General features: G+C 71.8%; 19 protein-coding genes. 16 read left to right on the plus strand and 3 right to left on the minus strand.

Annotated elements, in window-relative coordinates; translation table 11 throughout:
- The first annotated feature begins 72 nt into the window (after positions 1–72).
- A complete protein-coding gene (locus N4G70_RS11660; protein WP_261712474.1) occupies positions 73–411 on the plus strand; it encodes an alkyl sulfatase dimerization domain-containing protein in 339 nt (112 codons plus the stop codon).
- Here the strand turns inward: N4G70_RS11660 and N4G70_RS11665 are convergent.
- On the minus strand, positions 341–1,969 hold the full coding sequence (locus N4G70_RS11665) for a D-aminoacylase (RefSeq protein WP_261712475.1): 1,629 nt from the start codon (positions 1,967–1,969) through the stop codon (positions 341–343). The two genes, N4G70_RS11660 and N4G70_RS11665, sit on opposite strands and share 71 nt — an antisense overlap.
- 559 nt (positions 1,970–2,528) lie before the next feature.
- Entirely contained in the window at positions 2,529–3,818 is a 1,290-nt protein-coding gene (locus N4G70_RS11670) for an amino acid deaminase (protein WP_261712476.1), read from the minus strand.
- 205 nt (positions 3,819–4,023) lie between these two features.
- On the opposite strand from N4G70_RS11670, the gene N4G70_RS11675 reads away from it, so the two are divergent.
- From N4G70_RS11675 to N4G70_RS11695, 5 genes are all read left to right on the plus strand, one after another.
- Positions 4,024–5,082 carry a sugar kinase gene (locus N4G70_RS11675; RefSeq protein ID WP_399035142.1) on the plus strand — a complete coding sequence of 353 codons (1,059 nt, stop codon included), beginning with the start codon at positions 4,024–4,026 and terminating at the stop codon, positions 5,080–5,082.
- A complete protein-coding gene (locus tag N4G70_RS11680) occupies positions 5,079–5,861 on the plus strand; it encodes an IclR family transcriptional regulator (protein WP_261712478.1) in 783 nt (260 codons plus the stop codon). The genes N4G70_RS11675 and N4G70_RS11680 overlap by 4 nt, the downstream gene beginning before the upstream one ends.
- Positions 5,851–6,264 (plus strand): RidA family protein, encoded by a 414-nt coding sequence (locus tag N4G70_RS11685; RefSeq protein ID WP_261712479.1) that lies wholly within the window; start codon positions 5,851–5,853, stop codon positions 6,262–6,264. Before N4G70_RS11680 ends, N4G70_RS11685 begins: the two co-directional genes overlap by 11 nt.
- A 124-nt stretch (positions 6,265–6,388) precedes the next feature.
- Positions 6,389–7,867: a GntP family permease gene (locus N4G70_RS11690; protein WP_261712480.1), complete on the plus strand. Its 1,479-nt coding sequence runs from the start codon at positions 6,389–6,391 to the stop codon at positions 7,865–7,867.
- A gap of 168 nt (positions 7,868–8,035) precedes the next feature.
- Positions 8,036–8,956 carry a serine protease gene (locus N4G70_RS11695; RefSeq protein ID WP_261712481.1) on the plus strand — a complete coding sequence of 307 codons (921 nt, stop codon included), beginning with the start codon at positions 8,036–8,038 and terminating at the stop codon, positions 8,954–8,956.
- A 70-nt stretch (positions 8,957–9,026) separates the two neighbouring features.
- Here N4G70_RS11695 and N4G70_RS11700 read toward each other — a convergent pair whose 3' ends face one another.
- Entirely contained in the window at positions 9,027–10,724 is a 1,698-nt protein-coding gene (locus N4G70_RS11700; RefSeq protein WP_261712482.1) for a chitinase, read from the minus strand.
- A 371-nt stretch (positions 10,725–11,095) separates the two neighbouring features.
- Between N4G70_RS11700 and N4G70_RS11705 the strand changes: the two genes are divergently transcribed.
- From N4G70_RS11705 to N4G70_RS11750, 10 genes are all read left to right on the plus strand, one after another.
- Entirely contained in the window at positions 11,096–12,028 is a 933-nt protein-coding gene (locus tag N4G70_RS11705; RefSeq protein WP_261712483.1) for a hypothetical protein, read from the plus strand.
- Between the two features lie 132 nt (positions 12,029–12,160).
- On the plus strand, positions 12,161–12,868 hold the full coding sequence (gene cpaB, locus N4G70_RS11710; protein ID WP_261712484.1) for a Flp pilus assembly protein CpaB: 708 nt from the start codon (positions 12,161–12,163) through the stop codon (positions 12,866–12,868).
- A 7-nt stretch (positions 12,869–12,875) separates the two neighbouring features.
- The gene (locus N4G70_RS11715; protein ID WP_261712485.1) at positions 12,876–14,114 is read left to right on the plus strand and encodes a P-loop NTPase; all 1,239 of its coding nucleotides are present in this window, start codon (positions 12,876–12,878) and stop codon (positions 14,112–14,114) included.
- Positions 14,114–14,506 carry a TadE/TadG family type IV pilus assembly protein gene (locus N4G70_RS11720; RefSeq protein WP_261712486.1) on the plus strand — a complete coding sequence of 131 codons (393 nt, stop codon included), beginning with the start codon at positions 14,114–14,116 and terminating at the stop codon, positions 14,504–14,506. The genes N4G70_RS11715 and N4G70_RS11720 overlap by 1 nt, the downstream gene beginning before the upstream one ends.
- 3 nt (positions 14,507–14,509) lie before the next feature.
- Entirely contained in the window at positions 14,510–14,947 is a 438-nt protein-coding gene (locus N4G70_RS11725) for a hypothetical protein (RefSeq protein WP_261712487.1), read from the plus strand.
- Positions 14,944–16,281 carry a CpaF family protein gene (locus N4G70_RS11730; RefSeq protein WP_261712488.1) on the plus strand — a complete coding sequence of 446 codons (1,338 nt, stop codon included), beginning with the start codon at positions 14,944–14,946 and terminating at the stop codon, positions 16,279–16,281. Before N4G70_RS11725 ends, N4G70_RS11730 begins: the two co-directional genes overlap by 4 nt.
- A gap of 80 nt (positions 16,282–16,361) precedes the next feature.
- A complete protein-coding gene (locus N4G70_RS11735; RefSeq protein WP_261712489.1) occupies positions 16,362–17,297 on the plus strand; it encodes a type II secretion system F family protein in 936 nt (311 codons plus the stop codon).
- A 72-nt stretch (positions 17,298–17,369) separates the two neighbouring features.
- Positions 17,370–18,269 carry a DUF5936 domain-containing protein gene (locus N4G70_RS11740; protein ID WP_399035054.1) on the plus strand — a complete coding sequence of 300 codons (900 nt, stop codon included), beginning with the start codon at positions 17,370–17,372 and terminating at the stop codon, positions 18,267–18,269.
- Positions 18,270–18,310: 41 nt separating this feature from the next.
- Entirely contained in the window at positions 18,311–19,582 is a 1,272-nt protein-coding gene (locus N4G70_RS11745) for a sensor histidine kinase (protein ID WP_261712598.1), read from the plus strand.
- A 43-nt stretch (positions 19,583–19,625) separates the two neighbouring features.
- Positions 19,626–20,606, plus strand: a complete 981-nt coding sequence (locus tag N4G70_RS11750; protein ID WP_315904243.1) for a response regulator transcription factor — start codon at positions 19,626–19,628, stop codon at positions 20,604–20,606.
- Positions 20,607–20,666 lie beyond the last annotated feature (60 nt).

Genomic DNA, 20,666 nt, shown 5'->3' on the forward strand with positions numbered 1-20,666 from the left:
GTACGGGGTGTTCCTAGCGTCCCGTACGCGTCCGATCGACCCGCGCCCCGGACGCGACAGGAGGCAGTGGCCATGACCGTGACCGACCGGTCCCGTGAGCGGCTGGGCTGGCGGGGGCTGCTCGCCGCCGCCCAGCGCGAGTACGACGCCCCGGCCCCCCGCTACGACGTGGTCATCGAACTGCTCGACCGGGTGGTGGGGGCCGCCGTGCCGGTCGCGGCACTGCGCAGCGCGAAGGCGCTCCAGGCACTCGCCCTGACCCAGCTCGCCTACTCGGCCGAGTACGGGCCGCTGCGCACCGTCTATCTCACGGCGGCGCGCGGTCTGGCCACCGGCCCGCTCAGCGCGTCCCGGGCGTCCGCCGCACGGAGCGGCCCGCCGGCACGCCGGTCCGTCTGCCGTCCTCGATGACGAACTTCCCGTCGATCAGGACATGGGGGATGCCGACGGGCAGCGTGCGCGGGGCGTCGAAGGTGGCGCCCGCGGCGACGGTGTCCGGATCGAACAGGACGAGGTCCGCGCGGTAGCCCTCGCGGATCAGGCCCCGGTCGGGCAGCCGAAGGCGGGCCGCGGGCCGGGAGGTGAGGTGGGCGACGGTCTCCTCCAACGACAGCACGCCCAACTCCCGTGCGTAGCGCCCGAGATAGTGCGGGAAGGTGCCGTACGCGCGCGGGTGCGGCTTGTAGCCCTGGAGGATGCCGTCGCTGCCGCCCGTGTGCACGGGGTGGCGCATGATGGCCCGTACGTTCTCCTCGTGGCCGACGTGCTGGAGGATCGTCGACCCGAGGCCGTCCTCGATGAGGAGCCGGCGCGCGGTGGTCCAGGGCGCCTCTCCCCGCTGGGCGGCGGCCCCGGCGACGGTCTTGCCGACACACCCGGCGAGCCCCGGGTCGCTCACCCCCGAGATCTCGATGGTGGCCCAGTCGATGGGCACGCCATGACAGCCGTCCGCGCCGACGACCTCCATGTGGTGGCGGATGCGCTCGGCGGTGTCGTCGTCGCGCAGCCGCGCCACGATCGCCTCCGGCCCGCCCTCGCTCGCCCAACTGGGCAGCAGCGCCACGAGCGTTGTGCACCCCGGGGTGTAGGGGTACGTGTCGAGGCTGATGTCGGCGCCGTCGGCGAGGGCGCGGTCGAGCAGGGCGAGCAGCTCGGGCGCGCGGCCCTTGTTCACGCCGAAGTTCATGGTGGCGTGCGCGAGATGCAGGGCACATCCAGCGTCCCGGGTGAGCCGCACCATCTCCTCGTACGCCTCCAGGGCGCCTGCGCCGTACGAGCGGTGGTGGGGGCAGTAGTAGCCGTCGTAGCGGGCGACGACCCGGCAGAGCTCGGTGAGTTCGGAGTCGGTGGCGTACATGCCCGGGGTGTAGGTGAGCCCCGACGACATCCCGACCGCGCCCTGTTCCAGACCCTCGGCCACCAACTGCCGCATGTGGTCGAGCTGTTGGGGTGTGGCGGGCCGGTCGTCCCACCCCACGGCGTACATCCGCACGGTGCCCTGCGGGATCAGATAGGCGGCGTTGACGGCGATGCCGCGGTCCAGGCGGTCGAGGTACTCGCCGACGGTGCGCCAGTCGAAGTCGATGTCCCCGCCGTCCCCGTTCCAGCCGGTGATGGCCCGGCGCACCTCGTCCAGCGTGCGGTCGTCGACGGGCGCGTACGACAGGCCGTCCTGGCCCAGCACCTCCAGGGTGACGCCCTGGGCGGCCTTCGCGCTGTGGTCCGGGTCGCGCAGCAGGGCGAGGTCGGAGTGGGCGTGCATGTCGATGAACCCGGGGGCGACGGCGAGGCCGTGGGCGTCCAGGGTGCGGGTCGCGGTGAGCCTGGGCTCACCGGGGTGGGCGATCGCGCTGATCCGGCCGTCCGTGAGGCCGAGGTCGGCGGGGTAGGAGGGGGCGGCTGTGCCGTCCACGACACGGGCGTTCCGGATGACCAGGTCCATACGGGTCTCCTGTCGGTGCGGGCCCACGTCCGTGCGGGCGCCGGCTGTTTCGCGCGGTTCCCCGCGCCCCTGTTCCGGCTGCGGGCCGCGGGTGGCCGGGCGCGCAGTTCCCCGCGCCCCTAAGCGCCCTCCGGTCCGCGGGCCGTGGTCGCTTTTTGCGCAGTTCCTCGCGCCCCTAACCCCTCCCGATCCCGCGGCCTTGGTCGTTTTTTGCGCAGTTCCTCGCGCCCCTGAAGCCCGCTTTCGGCTGCGGGTTGCGGGTGGCTGGTCGCGCAGTTCCTCGCGCCCCTAAAACCCCGGTCGGCTGCGGACCGTGCCCGCTTCTCGCGCAGTTCCCCGCGCCCCTGGCGGGGTCGGTGCTGGCCCGCATCGGGGCATTTCAGCCTGTCCGGCGATTGAGGACGAGCGCCGTTCAGGCGCGAACGGGGTCTGGGGCGGAGCCCCAGGAAGGCCCGGAGCCAACCAACCCCGCCGCACGGGCGGGTGGGTGGGCGAAGGTGCTCGGGGTCTGGGGCGGAGCCCCAGGAGGGGCCGGAACCGACCAACCCCGCCGCACGGGCGGGTGGGTGGGAAAACGCCCCCGGGGTCAGAAGTACGTGCGGATGTAGTCCGCCACCGTCCCGTCCCGCTCGGTCAGGGGAACCAGAACCCACTTGTCGAACACCGTGCAGGGATGCGAGAGCCCCAACCCCACCCAGTCCCCGACGGACAACGACACCCCCGCCTCGGTCCGCAACCACCCGTGCTGATCGGAAAGCCCCGTCACCGTGATCCCGGAGGCCCCCCGCACCACCCCCGTCACCGCGTCCCGCACCACCTGCGCCACCGGCAGGTCGAGGTCGTACGCCGCGTCCCGCTTGCCCGCGTTCACGAAGGCCTGCTCCGGACTGGGCCGGGAGACGACCTGGGCCCAGAGCTGGAAGGCGGGCCGCAGGGCCCCCTCCGAGGGGACCCGGTTGAACGGCGTCAGCTTGCGGTAGTGCCCGTCGTCGTGCGAGACGTACGCACCGGAACGGAGCAACTTCAATACGGGGAGGGAGAGTTGGGGCACCGGCGCAAACGCCTCCGCCACCGTGTCGAACCACGCGGAGCCCCCCGCACTGAGCACGATCTCCTCGACCCCGAGTCCGGAGAACCGCCCCGCCCGGTCGAAGGCGACCGCGAGCGCGACCAGGCGGTCGAGGTAGGCGCGTACCCGCTCGGGATCCGCCCGCGGCACCTCGCCCTCGTACCCCGCGACGCCGACGAGTCGCAGCGTGCCGGTGGCCGCCACCGCGTCGGCGACCTGGGCGCACTCGGCCTCCGTGCGCACCCCGGTGCGCGCCCCCTCGCCCGCGGCGAGCTCGACCACCACGTCCAGGCGCCGGGCGGAGCCCCGCAGCGCCTGGTCCATCAGCTCGACGCCGCGTACCGAGTCGACGTAGCAGATGAACTCGAACGCCTCGTCCCGCTCCAGTTCCCCGGCGATCCAGCGCAGCGCCGCCGCGTCGACGAGTTCGTTCGCGAGGAAGATCCGTTCGGTCCCGAACGCCCTTGCCACCCGCACCTGGTGGGGCACCGCGAGGGTGATCCCCCAGGCGCCGCGCTCGATCTGGCGGGCGAAGAGCTGGGGCGCCATCGAGGTCTTGCCGTGCGGTGCGAAGGCCAGCCCGTGGCGTTCCGCGTAGGTTTCCAGGAGGGCCAGGTTGTGCTCGACGGCCTCGGCGGACAGCGTGAGGACCGGGGTGGTGAAGCCCCCGGTGAACAAGTTGCGGCGTTCGGCGGCGAGTTCGGCGACGGTGCGCCCCTCCGCGTCCGGCGGCAGCCCCTTGAATCGGTGGTCGACGCGTTCGGCGCCCAGCGCCGCGAGCCCGGCTGTGCGATCGGTGGCTGCCACGGAAACCTCACTCCTCGAGAGAGTGTTGCATCATGTGCAACACTCATTGCGCATATCGCTTAATGCTGTCTAACATCCGGGCCAACGCCGGGTCAATGACCGGCCCCCGGCCGCCAGCAGCGAGGAGCCAGCAGTGACCACCGGATCCCCAGCCGCCGCGCACGACGCCGAGGCCCCGGTCGATGTCGTCTGCCTCGGCGAGTCCATGGTCACCTTTGTGCCCACCCGGCCGGGCCGCCTCGCCGATGTTCCCGCCTTCACACGGACGATCGGCGGCGCCGAATCCAATGTGGCCTGTGCGCTCGCCGCCGCCGGGCACCGTGTGCGCTGGGTCAGCCGGGTCGGCGCGGACGGCTTCGGCGACCATCTGGTCGAGGCGATCGGCTCGTACGGCGTCGATGTGCGCGCGGTGCGCCGTGACCCCGAGCGGCCCACCGGTATCTACTTCCGCACCGCCGACGACCGCGCGGCCGACGGGCACGAGGTCCTCTACTACCGCGCCGGATCGGCCGCCTCCGCGATGTCCCCGGACACCGTGCCCCGGCATGATCTGTGGGCGGGGCGGATCCTGCATCTGTCCGGGATCACCGCCGCGCTCTCCGAGGACTGCCTCGCCCTGATGCGCGAGCTCACCGCCCGCCCGCCCCTCGCCCCCCGCCCCTCGCCGGGCCGCGCCGCCGCGCCCCCTCCCGCCGACCCCGGCCGCCCCCTCATCTCCTTCGACGTCAACCACCGCCCCGGCCTGTGGCGGGACGCGGCCGGGCCCCGGGTGCTGCTCGATCTGGCCCGGGGCGCGGACATCGTCTTCGTCGGGGCCGACGAGGCGGAGGCCGCGTGGGGGGTGCGCGGAGCCCGGGCGATCTCCGACGCGCTGCCCGAGCCCGAGCTCCTGGTCATCAAGCTGGGCAAGGGCGGAGCCGTCGTCATCGACCGGAGCCCACGGGCGATCGAGGGAATCGAGGACGGGGACGGGGTCGCCACCCTCGTACGGCCGCCGGCCGTGGACGTCGTCGCCCCCGTCGGCGCTGGCGACGCCTTCGCGGCCGGGTTCCTGTCCGCCACGTTGCGGGGACTGCCCGTGCGCGACCGCATCCGGCACGGCCACCTCATGGCCGCCGCCGCGCTCACCGTGCCCGGCGACCTCACCCAGCCTCCGGCACGCGCCCACGCCGACCGGCTCGTGGCCCTGGACGACACCGCCTGGGGGAGACTTCGTCTCGGCCCCGGCTGGACGGGGGACGACCAGGAGGTACGTACGAGATGAGCCAGACCGTCGACCGGGCGCTGAGCATCCTGCCGCTGCTCGCGCAGGGCCCCGCCGACCTCGGGCAGGTCGCCGACCGGCTCGGGGTGCACAAGTCCACCGCGCTGCGGCTCCTTCGCACCCTGCACGAGCACGGGCTCGTCTACCGCCAGGAGGACCAGCGCTACCGGCTCGGCGCCCGCCTCTTCGCGCTCGCCCAGGAGGCCGTCGAGAACCTCGACGTACGCGAGATCGCCCACCCCCACCTGGTAGCGCTCAACGAGCGGATCGGGCACACCGTCCACCTCGCCGTGCACGAGGAGGGCGAGGTGCTCTACATCGACAAGGTCGAGAGCCGCTACCCGGTGCGGATGTACTCGCGCATCGGCAAACCCGTCGCCATCACCGTGGCCGCCGTGGCCAAGCTGCTGCTCGCCGATCTGCCGGAGGCCGAGCGGCGCGCCGTCGCGGAGAAGCTCGATTACCCCACCTACACGTCCCGTTCGACACCCAACGCGGCCGCCTTCCTCAAGGAGCTGGCCACCGTGCGCGAACAGGGCTGGGCCACCGACCTCGGTGGCCACGAGGAGTCCATCAACTGCGTCGGCGCGCCCATCCACGGCGCGGACGGCCGGGTCGTCGCCGCCATGTCGGTCTCCGCGCCGAACGTCGTCGTCACCGCCGAGGAACTCCTCGGCCTGCTTCCCCAGGTGCGCCGCACCGCGGAGGCCATCAGCCGCGAGTACTCCGGCACCACCACCAACACCCCATCCGCACAAGGAAGTTCCGATGACCGATAAGATCGCCCTCACCCCGGCCACGCACACCACCCCGCCCGCCAGGTTCTCGCACGGAGTGCGCAAGGGGAACATCCTCCAGGTGGCGGGCCAGGTCGGCTTCCTGCCGGCGGTCGAGGGCCGGGCGCCCACCCCGGCGGGCCCCACCCTGCGCGAACAGACCCTCCAGACCTTCGCCAACGTCAAGGCGATCCTGGAGGAGGGCGGCGCGAGCTGGGACGACGTGATGATGATGCGCGTCTACCTCACGGACGTGGACCACTTCGCGGAGATGAACGAGATCTACAACGCGTACTTCGAGGAGCAGGGCCTCAAGGCCCCCGCCGCCGCCCGCACCACCGTCTACGTCGGTCTGCCGGCGGGCCTGCTCATCGAGATCGACGCCCTCGCGGTCCTGGACGCGTAATTCCTTGCCCGCCTTAGTCACACCGCTCCTCCCGCCGCACGGTGCGGCGCCCCGGACCGCCGGGACGCCGTGCCGCGGTCCCCCCTGCCCTGGAACCCCCCCTGCTGCACACCGGAGTTGGCACATGTTGTTCCACGCTGTCGCGGCCCCCGCCCCACCACCCCCCGTGCACACCGGCGGCATCCTGCCGCTGATCGGCGGCACCGCCGGTCTGCTGACCGTCGCCGTCCTCGGCATCGCGCTGCTGCTCTTCCTGATCATCAAGGTCAGGCTCCAGCCCTTCGTGGCGCTGCTCGCGGTCTCCATAGCCGTCGGCCTGGGCGCGGGCCTGTCGGTCACCGAGCTGTTTGGCACGGTCCAGAAATCCGCCGCCGTCTCGGTCGTCGAGTCCGGCATGGGCGGCATCCTCGGTCATGTCGCGATCATCATCGGGCTCGGCACCATGCTCGGCGCGATCCTCGAAGTCAGCGGCGGCGCCGAGGTGTTGAGCGCCCGCATGCTCGCCCTGTTCGGCGAGAAGCGCGCCCCCCTCGCGATGGGCCTCACCGGCCTGATCTTCGGCATCCCGGTCTTCTTCGACGTCGGCATCTTCGTCCTCGCACCGATCGTCTACGCGGCCGCGAAGAGGTCCGGCAAGTCGATCCTGCTGTACTGCATGCCGCTGCTCGCGGGTCTGTCCATGACCCACGCCTTCCTGCCGCCGCACCCCGGCCCGGTGGCCGCGGCCGGCCTGTTCCACGTCTCGCTCGGCTGGGTCATCCTGATGGGCGCCCTCGTGGGCCTCCCGTCCGTCCTGGCCGCCTGGGCCTACGCCGCCTGGATCGGCAAGCGCCTCTTCGTCGAGGTTCCGCAGGACATGGTCGAGGCCGCCGAGGAGGCCAAGGCCGCGGTCGCCGCCGAGCAGGCGGCCGCCGGGGTGACCCCGCGCGAGGAGCCGGTGCCGCTGGGCGCGGTGCTGGCCATCATCGGCACCCCGCTGATCCTGATCCTGGCCGCCACGTTCTCCTCGGTCGCGCTCGACCCCTCCGCCGTGCGCTCGGTCCTGGAGTTCTTCGGGAACCCGTTCGTCGCCCTCACCCTCGCGCTGGTGCTCGCCTACTACCTGCTCGGGATCCGGCGCGGCTGGTCCCGTACGTCCCTGGAGCGGGTGTCCACGGCGTCCCTGAAGCCGGTCGGCAACATCCTGCTGGTGGTCGGCGCGGGCGGCATCTTCGGCGCCGTCCTGAAGGCCTCGGGCATCGCCAACGCGCTGGCCACCACGTTCAACGACGTGGGCCTGCCGGTCATCCTGCTCGCCTGGCTGATCTCGGTCGTGCTGCGCGTGGCCCAGGGCTCGGCGACGGTGGCGATCGTCACCACGGCGGGCATCGTGGTGCCCCTGGTGGAGGGCTCCGCCTACTCCCAGGCCCATCTGGCCCTGATCATCATGGCGATCTCGGCGGGCTCGATCTTCGCCTCGCACGTGAACGACGGCGGCTTCTGGATGGTCGCCAAGTACTTCGGCATCTCCGAACGCGACACCCTGAAGTCCTGGACGGTCCTGGAGTCGGTCCTGTCGGTGGCGGGCTTCGTGGTGGCGGCGCTGCTCAGCCTGGTGATCTAGGGAGCTCCCGGGGGTGTCCGGCGGGGGTTCGCCTTCCATCGGCTGCTTCGGTCACCCCCGGACAACTCGGTTTGTCCACTTGCCCGTTGAGCGCCGCTGCCTCAACAATGCGCATGACAAAACCGCACCTCTTCATCATCCCAGCACCCTCAAAAAGGGAACCCCCACATGAAGAAGTCCTTCGTCGGCGCGCTCGGCGCCGTCAGTGCCCTGCTGCTCGCGGCCGCGGGCGCGGTGCCCGCCGTCGCCGCGCAGACCTCCGACGCCCCGGCGGCCCCGGTCACCACCCCGGCCAAGGCGGCGCCCGCCAAGGCGGCACCCGCCAAGGCGGCACCCGTCAAGGCGGCCCCCGTCAAGGCGGTCACCTTCGCCGGCACGGTGGCACTCAGCAACTGCTCGGGCTCCGTGATCCGCACGCCCAGCTCGCAGCCGAACGACCCCGCCCTCGTGCTCTCCAACGGCCACTGCCTCGAAAGCGGCTTCCCCGGCCCCGGCGAGGTCATCGTCGACCAACCCTCGACCCGCTCCTTCTCGCTGCTCAACGCCTCGGGCTCGAAGGTCACGACGCTGCGCGCCAGCAAGGTCGCGTACGCCACGATGACCGACACCGACATCTCGATCTACCAGCTCACCAAGTCCTACGCCCAGATCCAGAGCGGCTACGGGATCAGCGCGCTCACCCTCAACGACGCGCACCCGACGCAGGGTTCGGCGATCAAGGTCGTCTCCGGGTACTGGAAGCGCACCTACAGCTGCAACGTGGACGGGTTCGTCTACCGGCTGAAGGAGGGCGACTGGACCTGGAAGGACTCGGTCCGCTACACCTCGTCCTGCAACACCATCGGCGGCACCTCCGGCTCCCCGGTGATCGACACCACGACCGGCAAGGTCGTCGCCGTCAACAACACCGGCAACGAGGACGGCCAGCGCTGCACGGAGAACAACCCGTGCGAGGTCGACCAGAACGGCAACGTCACCGTGCGCCAGGGCATCAACTACGCCCAGGAGACGTACATCATCGTTCCCTGCATAGGCGCCGGCAACAAGATCGACCTCAGCCGCGCGGGCTGCACCCTGCCCAAGCCGTGACCCCCTAGGACGACGCGGCAGCAGCGCCGCCCGCGGGGCGGGGGCGCTGCTGTCGTCGTCCATCGCCGGGTTACGGCAGGGCGTGGACGTGCGGGCCGACCGCGTTCGACCAGGCGTTGCCCGACTTGGCGTCCCAGTTGGTGGACCAGGTCATCGCGCCGCGCAGGGTCGGGTAGGTCTTCGACGGCTTGAAGGAGCCGCAGCTCGTGCCCTTGGTCAGACAGTCGAGGGCCGCGTTGACCACGGACGGTGAGACATAGCCGCTGCCCGCGCCGGACGTCGAGGCCGGCAGGCCGAGGCCGACCTGCGAGGGGTCGAGGCCGCCCTGGAGCTGGATGCAGGCGAGCGCGGTCAGGAAGTCGACCGTGCCCTGGGCGTAGACGTTGCCGTCGCAGCCGTTCATCGAACCGCTGTTGTAGTACTGCATGTTGACGACGGTCAGGATGTCCTTGATGTTGAGCGCCGTGCGGAAGTATTCGTTCGACGGGGACTGCATGTCGATGGTCTGCGGGGCCATCGTGATGACCAGCTTGCTGCCGGCCTTCGACGCCAGCGACTTCAACGCCTGGGTCATGTAGGTGGAGTTGAGGCCGTTCTCCAGATCGATGTCGACGCCGTCGAAGCCGTAGGTCTGCATCAGCGAGTAGACCGAGGTGGCGAAGTTGTTCGCCGAGGTGGAGTCGCTGACCGAGATCGTGCCGTTCTGGCCGCCGATCGAGATGATCACCGACTTGCCCGCCGCGTGCTTGGCCGCGATGTCCGCCTTGAACTGGTCGACGGTGTAGCCGCCGAGGCCGTTGGTGTCGAGCGTGAAGCTCACCGCGCCCGGGGTCGTCGTGGCGTCCGCGAAGGCGACCGCGATGATGTCGTAGTTCGCCGGCACATCACTGATCTTCTGGACGGTCGCGCCGTTGTTGAAGTTCTGCCAGTAGCCGGTCACCGCGTGCTTGGGCACGTTCCCGCCGCCGCCCGGGTTGCCGCCGCTCGCCGAGGTCGTCGCGGTCACCGCCGCCGACTTCGGGGACTCGCCCGCGCTGTTGGTGGCGGTCACCTGGAACTGGTACGAGGTCGAGGCGCTCAGTCCGGTCACGGTCGCCGAACTGCCCGTCACCGACTGCACCTTGGTGCCGCCCTGGTAGACGTTGTACCCGGTCGCGTTCGACACCGCGCTCCAGGACAGGTTCACCGAGGAGGAGCTCACCGAGCCGGCCGCGAGGCCGCCGGGCGCCGCCGGAACGGTCGGGGCCGGGTCGCCGCCTCCGCCGCCGTCGGGGCCGTCCACGGAGATGTCGTCGGCGTAGTACGCGGGCTGGCCGTACCAGCCGTGCGTGTAGATCTGCACCGAGGTGGTGGAGGCGCCGGTCTTGAAGGTGGTGGAGAGCCGGCCGTAGCCGCCACCGGTGCCGGGCGTCCAGGTCGACACATCGGTGGTGCCGGTGCCGCTCGCACCCAGGTAGACGTAACTGCCCTGCACCCAGGCGCTCAGCGTGTACGTCGAGTTGGGTTTGACGGCGACGGTCTGCGCGCACTGGGCGGTGTCGGAGCCCGACGGGGTGGCCTTGAGCGCGGCGGTGCCGTCGTGCACGGGGGAGGAGACGGTGGCGCCGCTCCCGGCCGTGCAGGTCCAGTTGGCGAGGCCCGACTCGAATCCGGCGTTCTTGGCGTTGTTGACGTCGGCCGCCTGGGCGGTGCCGGAGAGCCCGGCTATGGACAGGGCGCCGGCCGCGGCCACGGCCAGGGCGAGCCTTGCATGTCTCGCACGGTTCACGTGCTGCCTCCGGGAGGGGAGTGGGGAGGGCGGGGAGGAGGACGGGGAAGTGGGGGTGGGCGTCCTGGTCGGACAACATGGTCCAGACCAATTGGGTTGTCAAGACCTCCGGCACCGACCGTCCGGATCGATTCAGGCCGCCGGTTGGCCGACTTTCGGCGCATCATTCGTCCCACGCGTACCAAAACCAGCCGCGGAAGCACACAGGAAAGGAGAAGACGGTTCTCCGCCCGGTAAGTCGTGGATAAAGTGCTGAGGCAGGTGGGAATCGCAGCAGTCAGTCGCGGTCACGGGGGCTCGTACGGGCTCCGGGACCGAAGCGAACGGGGGCCCGAGGTGGCGACCGCGATCAGCGAACGGGGGCCCGAGACGTGCCGACCGCGATAGCCGTCACCAGCCCCGACCTGGTGCTGCCGCCGACCGATCCGCAGACGCCGCTCGCGGCGCTGCTCCAGTCCCCCGACGCCCAGCCGCTGGACGCGGCGCTCGTCGACATGCACCGCCTCCTGGAACAGCACGGCTATGTGATCGCCTTCTTTCCCGCCTCTCTTTCCGCGGCCCACGAACACCGGCTGCACACCGTGCGGTCGCTGCTGGAAACCGACCGGGTCACCCTGATCAAGTCCGATCTGCCGCCGCTGGGACTGGCCATCCTGGTACGGCAGTTGAGGCAGCTCTCCGTCTGCGACTTCAGCCCCGGTGTGATCGCCTCGGCGGCCCGGCTGCTCTCGCACTACATCCACGCGGGCGCCGTCCTCAACTCCGTGACCCGCCTGGAGCGCGTCCCGGTCGGCCTCACCGCGCACGCCAGGTCATGGATGCCGGGCAGTCAGTTCGCCGTCCTCGCCCACCCCCGGCCCCAGCTCGTCAAGGTGGGCCCCGGGGCCACCTTGGCCGGGCCGGACTTCGCCTGCGAGATGCTGGTGGCCCCGGGGAGCGCGGGCTCCGACTGGGTCACCATGGCGCTGGCCCCCGCCTGGCAGGTCAAAGCCGTGCAGGAGACCGTGCTGCCCGCCGACTCGGCCGCCTGGTGGGGCACCGGCAAGGTGACCGAGTTCGCCGCCTATCTGCCCGACATCTCGGTCCTCTACCAACTCGTCGCCTCCGTACGGCGCGAGCAGTGCCGCTGGTGCGCCATGGAGCTGATCGGCGACCGCTGTGGGTTCTGCGCCTCGCACCAGCCGCCCGAGGAGGAGCCGGAGGCCACCGGCGCCGCCGCCCTCGGGCCCGTACCCGCCTCCGCCTACCGCGCCCGCCCCCTCACCCGGGCCGAACGCCGCCGCGCCATCGCGCCGGGCCCGTAGGAGCCGGTCCCGGGCCCCGCTCGGAGCCCCGGGCGGGACGGCGCCGCCGAGCCCGGTCCCGGCCCCAACCCGCGCCAGCAGCACGCCACTTGCCCGCTCTGCCCCACGTCAGCGAACGAGGTCGTACGGTCAATGAACTCCCGCCAGCGCCGCGGCATCATCCTTCTCCTCCTCTCGGTCCTGTGCGCCCTGGGGGCGTTCGCCGGGGTGCTCACGGTGATCAGCGACGTGGACTCCAAGGTGGGCCCCGAGGTGACGGCGTACAGACTCAAGGACGACATCGACGCCTACGCCCCCCTGAGGGCCGACCAGTTCGCGCGGACGAGCATGCCCAAGCGCTGGCTCTCCCAGGGCGCGGTCACCGACCTCACGGACGTCGTCGGCAAGATGGCCGCCACCCACCTCACCAAGGGCTCCCTCCTCCAGGACGGCATGTTCACCGACCGGCCCCAACTCAAGCCGGGCGAACAGGAGATCGCCATCATGATCGACGCGTCCACCGGGGTCGCCGGAAAGATCAACGGAAGCGACAGCGTCAACATCTTCGCCACCTTCGCCGCCACCAAACAGGGCGAGACGCCCGTCTCCAAGCTCATCGTGGCCAACGCCCGGGTCATCCAGGTGGGCGCCGTCCAGGCACTCAACCCCTCGGCCGCCGACAAGAACCAGACCACCCAGGCCGTCCCGATCACCTTCGCCCTCAGCACCCTCGACGCCCAACGGGTGGCCTACGCCGAGTCGTTCGCCACCCATGTCCGCCTCGCGCTCGTCGGCCGCGGCAACGGCGACAGCGCGATCCCGCCCGGTGACCGTACGTACCGGCTCGAAAAGGACCAGTGAGGTGCGGATGACCACTCGAATCCTGCCCGCCGTCGCCGACGCGGACGCCGCCCGGTCCGTCACCACCCTGCTCAGCCAACTCCCCGACGCCGAACCCGCGGTGCCGGTCGGCGACTCCACCCAGCTGCTCGACACCCTGGCCCGGCTCGCCGGGGAGTCCCTGGACGAACTCCCCGAGGTCGTCCTCGTCCACGAACGCATCGGGCCCACCCCCGCTCTGGAACTGATCCGCGAGGTCGCCCTGCGCTTCCCCGCGATCGGCGTCGTGCTCATCTCCTCCGACGCGGGGCCCGCCGTCTTCTCCGCCGCGATGGACTCCGGCGCCCGGGGCCTGGTCGCGCTGCCGCTGTCCTACGAGGAGCTGGCGGTCCGCGTCCAGGCGGCGGCCCAGTGGTCCGCGGGCGTACGCCGCCACCTGGGCGCGAGCCTCGACGTCTTCACCGGGCCCGGCGGCACCGTCACCACCGTCACCGGAGCCAAGGGCGGCGTCGGAACCACCCTCGTCGCCGTCCAACTCGCCCTCGCCGCACGGGCGTCGGGCCGTACCACCGTGCTGCTCGACATGGACCTCCAGGCCGGTGACGTCGCCTCCTACCTCGACGTCCAGTTCCGGCGCTCCATCGCCGACCTCGCGGCCATCACCGACATCTCGCCCCGGGTCCTCGCCGACGCCGTCTTCACCCATGAGAGCGGGCTCGCCCTGCTGCTCGCTCCCGGCGAGGGCGAACGCGGCGAGGAGGTCACCGACCGGGCCGCCCGCCAGATCATCGGCGCCCTGCGCACCCGCTACGAGACCGTCGTCGTGGACTGCGGCAGCCAGCTCACCGCCGCCAACGCCGCCGTCGTCGAGATGGCCGACGTGGCGCTCCTCGTCACCACCCCCGACGTCGTGTCCGTACGGGGTGCCAAGCGGACCGTACGGATGTGGGACCGGCTCCAGATCCGCAAGGCCGAGGAGACCACCACCGTGGTGAACCGGCACACCCGCAGCACCGAGATCCAGCCTCCGCTCGTCCAGAAGATCACCGGGACCCGGGTCGCCCAGACCGCGGTGCCGGCCCACTTCAAGGAGCTCCAGTCCGTCGTGGACGCGGGCCGCCTGCACGACCTCGACGGCCGGAGCACCATCCGCCAGGCGCTGTGGGCCCTGGCCGGAGAGCTCGGCCTGCTCAAGGCGCCGGAGGGCAGGGCGAAGGCCCGGGCGGCCCGGGGCTCGGGCCTCGTGCTCAGGCGCAGGGGCGGCTGATGCGCCGGGTCAGGATCCGCGCGCAGGAATGGGAGCGGGGCCGGGACCGGGGGCAGACCGCCATCGAGTTCATCGGCGTGGTTCCGCTGATCCTGCTGTTGCTCGTCGCGCTGTGGCAGTGCGCCCTGGTCGGCTACACCTTCGTGCTGGCGGGCAACGCGGCGGACGAGGGGGCGCGGGCGGGGGCCGCTGCCCAGGGCGGCGCCGCGGGCGCGTGCCGCACGGCGGCCCTGCGCCAGGTGCCGTCCTCCTTCGAGGGTGACACGGCCTGCGGCGAGGACGGGGGCGGCATGTACCGCGCCACCGTCACGCTCAAGATCCCCGTCCTGATCCCGGGCGTCCTCAGCGGCTTTCCGGTCGACGGCACCGCCGCCCATGTGAAGGAGCGCTGAGCCGTGCGCATCCCCATCCACCGAGACGGCGACCGGCACGCCGACCGGGGCCAAGTCGCCCTGGAATACATCGGGTTCGTGACTCTGCTGCTGCTCGTCGGGCTCGCCGCGATCCAGCTCGGCGTCGCCGCGTACGCCGCGAACCAGGCGGGCACCGGGGCGCGGGCGGCGGCGCGGGCGGCGAGCCTGGACGCGCCGAGGAACGGCGAGCCGAGCCCGGACCCGGTGGCCGCCGGCACGGCCGCGGTCAGCGACTGGCTCAAGCCGCGGGTCGCGCCGGCCGGGGGCGGCGGGGACGGGGCGGCGTACACGGTGACCATCGAGATCCCCAGCGTCATCCCGGGCCTCGGCGACGGCTTCTTCGGCTCCGCCACCCGCACCTCCACCATGCCGAGGCTTCAGCACCGAAGCCGGTCCGAGACGACTGGAGGCACGACATGAGTCTGCGGGCACGGATCGCCGCCCCCGAGGAGAGCGGCGCGGGGCGGGAGGACGGCCACCTGGTCGCCTCCTACCGGGCCAAGCTCCTGGAGGAGATCGACCTCGCGGAGATGTCGTCGCTGGCGGCCGCCGAGCGCCGGGCCCGCCTGGAACGGGTGCTCGGGCACATCATCAGCCGCGAGGGCCCGGTCCTCTCCACCGCCGAACGGGCCCAGCTCATCCGGCGGGTGGTCGACGAGGCGCTCGGTCTCGGCATCCTCGAACCGCTCCTCGAAGACGCCTCCATCACCGAGATCATGGTCAACGGGCCCGACCAGATCTTCGTGGAGCGCGGCGGCAGGGTGGAGCAACTGCCGCTCCGGTTCGCCTCGCACGAGCAGCTCATGCAGACGATCGAGCGGATCGTGTCGACCGTGAACCGCCGGGTGGACGAGTCGAACCCGATGGTGGACGCCCGGCTGCCGTCCGGCGAGCGCGTCAACGTGATCATCCCGCCGCTGTCGCTGACCGGCGCGACCCTCACCATCCGCCGCTTCCCCAGGTCGTTCACGCTCCAGGAGATGATCACCTTCGGCTCCCTGGACGAGCCCATGCTGCTGCTGCTCGCCGGGCTCGTCCAGGCCCGCTTCAACATCATCGTGTCCGGCGCCACCGGCACCGGCAAGACGACCCTGCTCAACGCCCTGTCCGGCCTCATCCCGCCGCACGAGCGCATCATCACCATCGAGGACTCCGCCGAACTCCAGCTCCAGCAGGCCCATGTCATCCGCCTGGAGGCGCGGCCCCCCAACGTCGAGGGCAAGGGGCACATCTCCATCCGCGACCTCGTACGCAACTCGCTGCGCATGCGCCCCGACCGCATCGTCGTCGGCGAGGTCCGCGGCGGCGAGTCCCTCGACATGCTCCAGGCGATGTCCACCGGCCACGACGGCTCCCTCGCCACCGTCCACGCCAACAGCGCCGAGGACGCGCTGATGCGGCTCCAGACGCTCGCCTCGATGTCCGAGGTGGAGGTGCCCTTCGAGGCGCTGCACGACCAGATCAACTCGGCCGTCGACGTCATCGTCCAGCTCACCCGGCACGCCGACGGCGCCCGCAAGATCACCGAGATCGCCCTTCTGGAGTCGCACGGCCGCGACCCGTACCGCATCACCACCGTCTGCCGCTTCGACGCCCGGCCCATGTCCGCCGACGGCCGCATCCACGGCCACTTCCAGTACTTCCCGCTGCCGCGCAGGGTCGCCGACCGCCTCTACCTCGCCAACCAGCCCGTACCCCAGGCCTACGGGGTCGCCGCCCACACCGAACAGCTCACCGTCCGCCACGCCAACTGAGCCCGTCCGCACGTGAGTTCACCCCGCCCGCCGAGCTGTCTCCCGCCCACCGAGCCCGCCAACCGACAGGGAACGCGCAGATGAACCTCTCCTTCCTCACGCTCGGCGTCACCCTGCTCGCCGGGGTGCTGGCCGTCCTGGGGCTGCGCTCCTACGGGGCGGGCCGCGCCCAGCGCGAAGCGCTCATCGACCGGCTCAGCAACCCGGGCGCCCCCGCCGGCACCGGTCGGCAGCGCCCCTTTCGCGGTGTGGACCGCCGGCTGCGCGGTACGTCACTGGGCCGGCGCATCGAACGGAAGCTGGCCGCCACCGGCCTCGACCTGACCCCAGGCGAGTTCTTCGTGTACATGGTGGCCGGGGTGGCCGCTCTGTGGCTGATCGCCGCGTCCGTCCTCGCCTCGTTCTTCGGGCCGCTCGCGGGGCTCGCCGGACTGTGGAGCGCCAACTCCTTCCTCGACTGGCAGCGCCAGAAACGCATCGAGCGCTTCATCAACCAACTGCCCGAACTCTCCCGCATCCTCGCCAACGCCACCCAGGCCGGACTCGCGTTGCGCACCGCCATCGCCATGGCGGCCGAGGAGATGGAGGCCCCGGCGGGCGAGGAGCTGGGCCGGGTCACCGACCGGCTCGCCGTGGGGGAGTCCCTCGACGACGCGCTGGGTGAGATCGCCGAACGGCTGCCCTCGCGCGAACTGGGCGTCCTGGTCACGACGTTGGTGCTGGCCAACCGGGCGGGCGGCACCGTCGTCAGCTCGCTGCGCAACCTCACCACCACCCTGGAGGAACGCAAGGAGACCCGGCGCGAGGTACGCACCACGCTCGCCCAGGTGACGGTCACCGCGTACGCCGTACCCGGCTTCGGAATGGCCGCGCTGCTCATGCTCAACGCGGTGATGCCGGGCGCGCTCGACCGCATGACCGGCGCCTTCCTCGGCCAGGCGGCCGTCCTGATCTCGATCGCCCTGTACGCCCTGGGCTTCTTCGTGGTCCGCCGCCTTTCCCGCATCGACGTATGACCCGGCGACACCGGCACGCGCACCGCCGCACGCGCCCACGCGGCCGACTGAAGAGAGGGGAGTGAGCGACCCATGGGACTGGGACTGTTCTACGCGGCCCTGATGGGCCTGAGTGTGTACGGGATGTTCCACGGCATCCGCATGTACCGGGCCGAGGTGAAACTCCCGAGCGACCTCTCGGTGGCCCTGGAGATCGGCGCGACGCGCACCACGGCCGTCGGCTCGGCCGTGGACCGGCTCGGCATGCGCTGGGCGCCCGCGGTGCTGCGGATGATGGGCCCCGAACGGGTCGCCAAAAAGCGCCGTCAGATCGACCTGGCGGGCAACCCGGGCGGCCTCACCATCGACCGCTACGCGGCCCGGCGCGCGGTGTACGGGCTGCTCGGCGCGGCGGCCGCGCTGATCATGCTGCTCGAAGGGCACTGGATCATCGCCGTGGTGATGGTCGGGTTCGCCCTGTTCTGGGTCGAGGTCGGCATCTGGTCGGCCGTCCGGGTGCGCCGCGACCACATCGAACGCACCCTGCCCGACTTCCTCGACGTACTCGCCGTCGTGGTCAGCGCGGGCCTCGGCTTCCGTCAGGCCCTGGAGCGGGTCGCCGACAAGTACCAGGGGCCCTGGGCCGACGAACTGCGCATCACCCTGCGCCAGATGGACATGGGCGTCAGCCGTCGCCAGGCCTTCGAGGAGTTGCGCAAGCGCAATGACTCCGAGCAGGTCGCGATGTTCGTGACCGCGCTCCAGCAGGGCGAGGAACTGGGCGCGCCCATCGTCGAGACGCTGATAGCGATCGCCGCCGACATGCGCCGCACCGACGCGCAGAACGCCCGCCGCAAGGCGGCCCGCGCGGTCCCCAAGGCCACCTTCGCGGTGACGACCTTCCTGCTGCCGGGCACGCTGATCCTGCTCACCGTGGGCTTCGTGTACGGCGCCGACCTCGACTTCGGCGGCTTCCTCGGTGGCCCGAAGTGACCCTGCAACTGACGCTCGGCGCAAGGGGGTTGAGGGTGCCGATGCCGATGCGCCGCCGCGCGAAGGACACGGTGGCGGCCCCCGCCCTCGCCCTCCAGATCAACGCACTCCAGGCCATGTGCCGCCAGGTGTTCGGCTTCCGCCTGGCGATGATCGCGATAGGCGCCCCCTTCTCGCTCGCGGGCGCCGCCCCGGGCGCGCCCGGCCTGCTGGTCGGGGCCGCGGTCCTGGTCACCTTCATGGGGTCCTACGTCCTGTTCCGCGACTGGGAGCGCTTCGGCCCGCTCCTCCTGCGCCACCCCTGGCTGCTCGCCGTCGACGCCGTGTTCGGCGCGCTGCTCCTGATCACGGCGACCCCGGAGTCCCCCCTCGGCTATGTCACCATCTGCACCCCGCTCCTGGCCGGCCTGGTCTACGGCTGGCGTGGCGCGGGCCTCTTCGCGGGCCTTCAGGTCGCGATCCTGACCCTGGTGTACGCGACCGGCCCGCATTCCCAACTGGCGGACGCCTCGGCCCTGTTGCTGCCCGGGTTCTGTGTGATCGCGGGGGCGGTCGGGGTGACGATCCGCAACCTCCTGTTCCGCTTCGGCGCCGCGAGCCAGGCCCTGACCGAGACCCGGGCCCGCCTCGCCGTGCACGACGCGGTGGAGGAGGAGCGGGCGCGGCTCGCCCGTGACCTGCACGACTCGGTGGCCAAGACCCTGCACGGCCTGGCGCTGGCCGCCGACGGCCTGGCCGCGTCAGCCGACCGCATGGACCCGCTCACGGTCCGCGGCCAGGCCGACCTGGTGGCACGGGCCGCGCGGCGGGCGGCCGCGGAGTCCCGCGAACTGCTCGGGGACCTCCGGCGGACCCAGGGGAAGGTCGACGTCCTGACCGAACTGTCTGCCGCCGTACGGGACTTCACCCGCCGAACCGGCATCCGGGCGCGGTGGACGCCACTGGGCGAAGGGCCGGCGCCGATGCTCCCGGCCGGGGTGGCCCGCCAGCTCCTGACGATCGCGAGCGAGGCCCTGGACAACGCCCACCGACACGCGGGCCCGGCCCGTATCGAGGTGGCGGCGGGTGTCGAGGGCGCCCTGCTCCGCCTCAGCGTGCGGGACGACGGCCGGGGCCTCCCGCCGGGCACCACCCTGGACGACCTCAGGCGCACGGGCCACTTCGGCCTGGTGGGCATGGTGGAACGGGCCGCGTCGATGGGGGCGCGGATCAGGGTGGGCCGGGGCGACGCGCCCCGCGGAACAGAGGTCCGTGTCGAACTCCCTTTACCGGAAGATCAGTTGAAAGACGCCCACGTTCCGCGACGTGCGTGACGTGGGCGTGCGACCCTCGTGAAACGGCTGGAAGGGAGGCGTCATGCAGGACGACTTCGCGTACGGGTGGCCGGGCCGACGGGTGAGCGGTTCGGTCCGGGACGGGGGCCGGGGCCCTGAGCGGGACCGGGACGGGGGTCGGGGCCGTGAGCGAAACCGGGGCTGGGACCCGAACCCGAACCCGGAGCTGGGCGCGGGGGTGTCCGGCTTGGACCAGGGTGCCGGGGTGTCCGGCCTGGACCGGGGTGCCAGGGTGTCCGGCCCGGACCCGGACGCCGGGGTATGCGGCCCGGCGCGCCCGCTTCCGCCCCTGCGGATCGTCGTCGTGGACGACAACCCGGTCGTGCGGGCGGGCCTCGTCGCGCTGCTGCACGGCCGCCACGACATCGAGGTGGCCGCCGAGGCCGCCGACGGCCGCGCGGCGTACGAGGCCGCGGTGCGCCACCGCCCGGACGTGATCCTGCTGGACGTGCGGATGCCGGACGTCGACGGCCTCACGGCCCTGCCGCACCTGGTGCGCCTTGCGCCCGTAATGATGCTGACGTACAGCCGTGAGAGCGAGATCGTGCGGGAGGCGCTGCGACTCGGCGCGGGCGGCTATCTGGTCCACGGCGAGTTCACGGCGGACGAACTGACCGCTGCCGTAAGGGGAATGAGGGAGGGAAGGGCCGCCTTCACGGCCACGGCGACGAACGCCCTCCTGGCCCATGTGCGCGGCCAACCGGACCCGGAGCCTGCCAATTCCGGGGAATCCCTTTCGCAACTGCAACCGGTTGTGGCACAGTCTTCAACTGGGCAACGAGCGCTGTCCATGCGCAACAGGGAAGAGTTCAGGCTGAGTTCGCGGGAGGCCGAGGTGATGGAGTTGATCGCGGCGGGCATGAACAACCAGCACATCGCGGCCACGTGCTTCATCAGCGAGAAGACGGTCAAGAACCACATCAACCGCATCTTCGCCAAGCTGGGCGCCACGACCCGCAGCGCGGCGATCGCCCGCTGGCTGGGGGTGGCCCACCATGCGTAACTCACCTCTTTGGGCCCGTCTTTGGGCCCCTGGACCCTCCCCGGCCACCGCGCCCCCGGC

This window comes from Streptomyces sp. ASQP_92 (genome assembly GCF_025399895.1).
Lineage (GTDB): Bacteria > Actinomycetota > Actinomycetes > Streptomycetales > Streptomycetaceae > Streptomyces.

Excerpts from the sequence above, each read along its gene's own strand:
- N4G70_RS11745 (WP_261712598.1), top strand. The coding sequence starts at position 18,311 with ATGCCGATGCGCCGCCGCGCGAAGGACACGGTGGCGGCCCCCGCCCTC.
- N4G70_RS11680 (WP_261712478.1), top strand. The coding sequence starts at position 5,079 with ATGAGCCAGACCGTCGACCGGGCGCTGAGCATCCTGCCGCTGCTCGCG.
- N4G70_RS11695 (WP_261712481.1), top strand. The coding sequence starts at position 8,036 with ATGAAGAAGTCCTTCGTCGGCGCGCTCGGCGCCGTCAGTGCCCTGCTG.
- N4G70_RS11735 (WP_261712489.1), top strand. The coding sequence starts at position 16,362 with ATGAACCTCTCCTTCCTCACGCTCGGCGTCACCCTGCTCGCCGGGGTG.
- cpaB (WP_261712484.1), top strand. The coding sequence starts at position 12,161 with ATGAACTCCCGCCAGCGCCGCGGCATCATCCTTCTCCTCCTCTCGGTC.
- N4G70_RS11730 (WP_261712488.1), top strand. The coding sequence starts at position 14,944 with ATGAGTCTGCGGGCACGGATCGCCGCCCCCGAGGAGAGCGGCGCGGGG.
- N4G70_RS11715 (WP_261712485.1), top strand. The coding sequence starts at position 12,876 with ATGACCACTCGAATCCTGCCCGCCGTCGCCGACGCGGACGCCGCCCGG.
- N4G70_RS11740 (WP_399035054.1), top strand. The coding sequence starts at position 17,370 with ATGGGACTGGGACTGTTCTACGCGGCCCTGATGGGCCTGAGTGTGTAC.
- N4G70_RS11660 (WP_261712474.1), top strand. The coding sequence starts at position 73 with ATGACCGTGACCGACCGGTCCCGTGAGCGGCTGGGCTGGCGGGGGCTG.
- N4G70_RS11675 (WP_399035142.1), top strand. The coding sequence starts at position 4,024 with ATGGTCACCTTTGTGCCCACCCGGCCGGGCCGCCTCGCCGATGTTCCC.
- N4G70_RS11720 (WP_261712486.1), top strand. The coding sequence starts at position 14,114 with ATGCGCCGGGTCAGGATCCGCGCGCAGGAATGGGAGCGGGGCCGGGAC.
- N4G70_RS11750 (WP_315904243.1), top strand. The coding sequence starts at position 19,626 with ATGCAGGACGACTTCGCGTACGGGTGGCCGGGCCGACGGGTGAGCGGT.
- N4G70_RS11690 (WP_261712480.1), top strand. The coding sequence starts at position 6,389 with ATGTTGTTCCACGCTGTCGCGGCCCCCGCCCCACCACCCCCCGTGCAC.
- N4G70_RS11685 (WP_261712479.1), top strand. The coding sequence starts at position 5,851 with ATGACCGATAAGATCGCCCTCACCCCGGCCACGCACACCACCCCGCCC.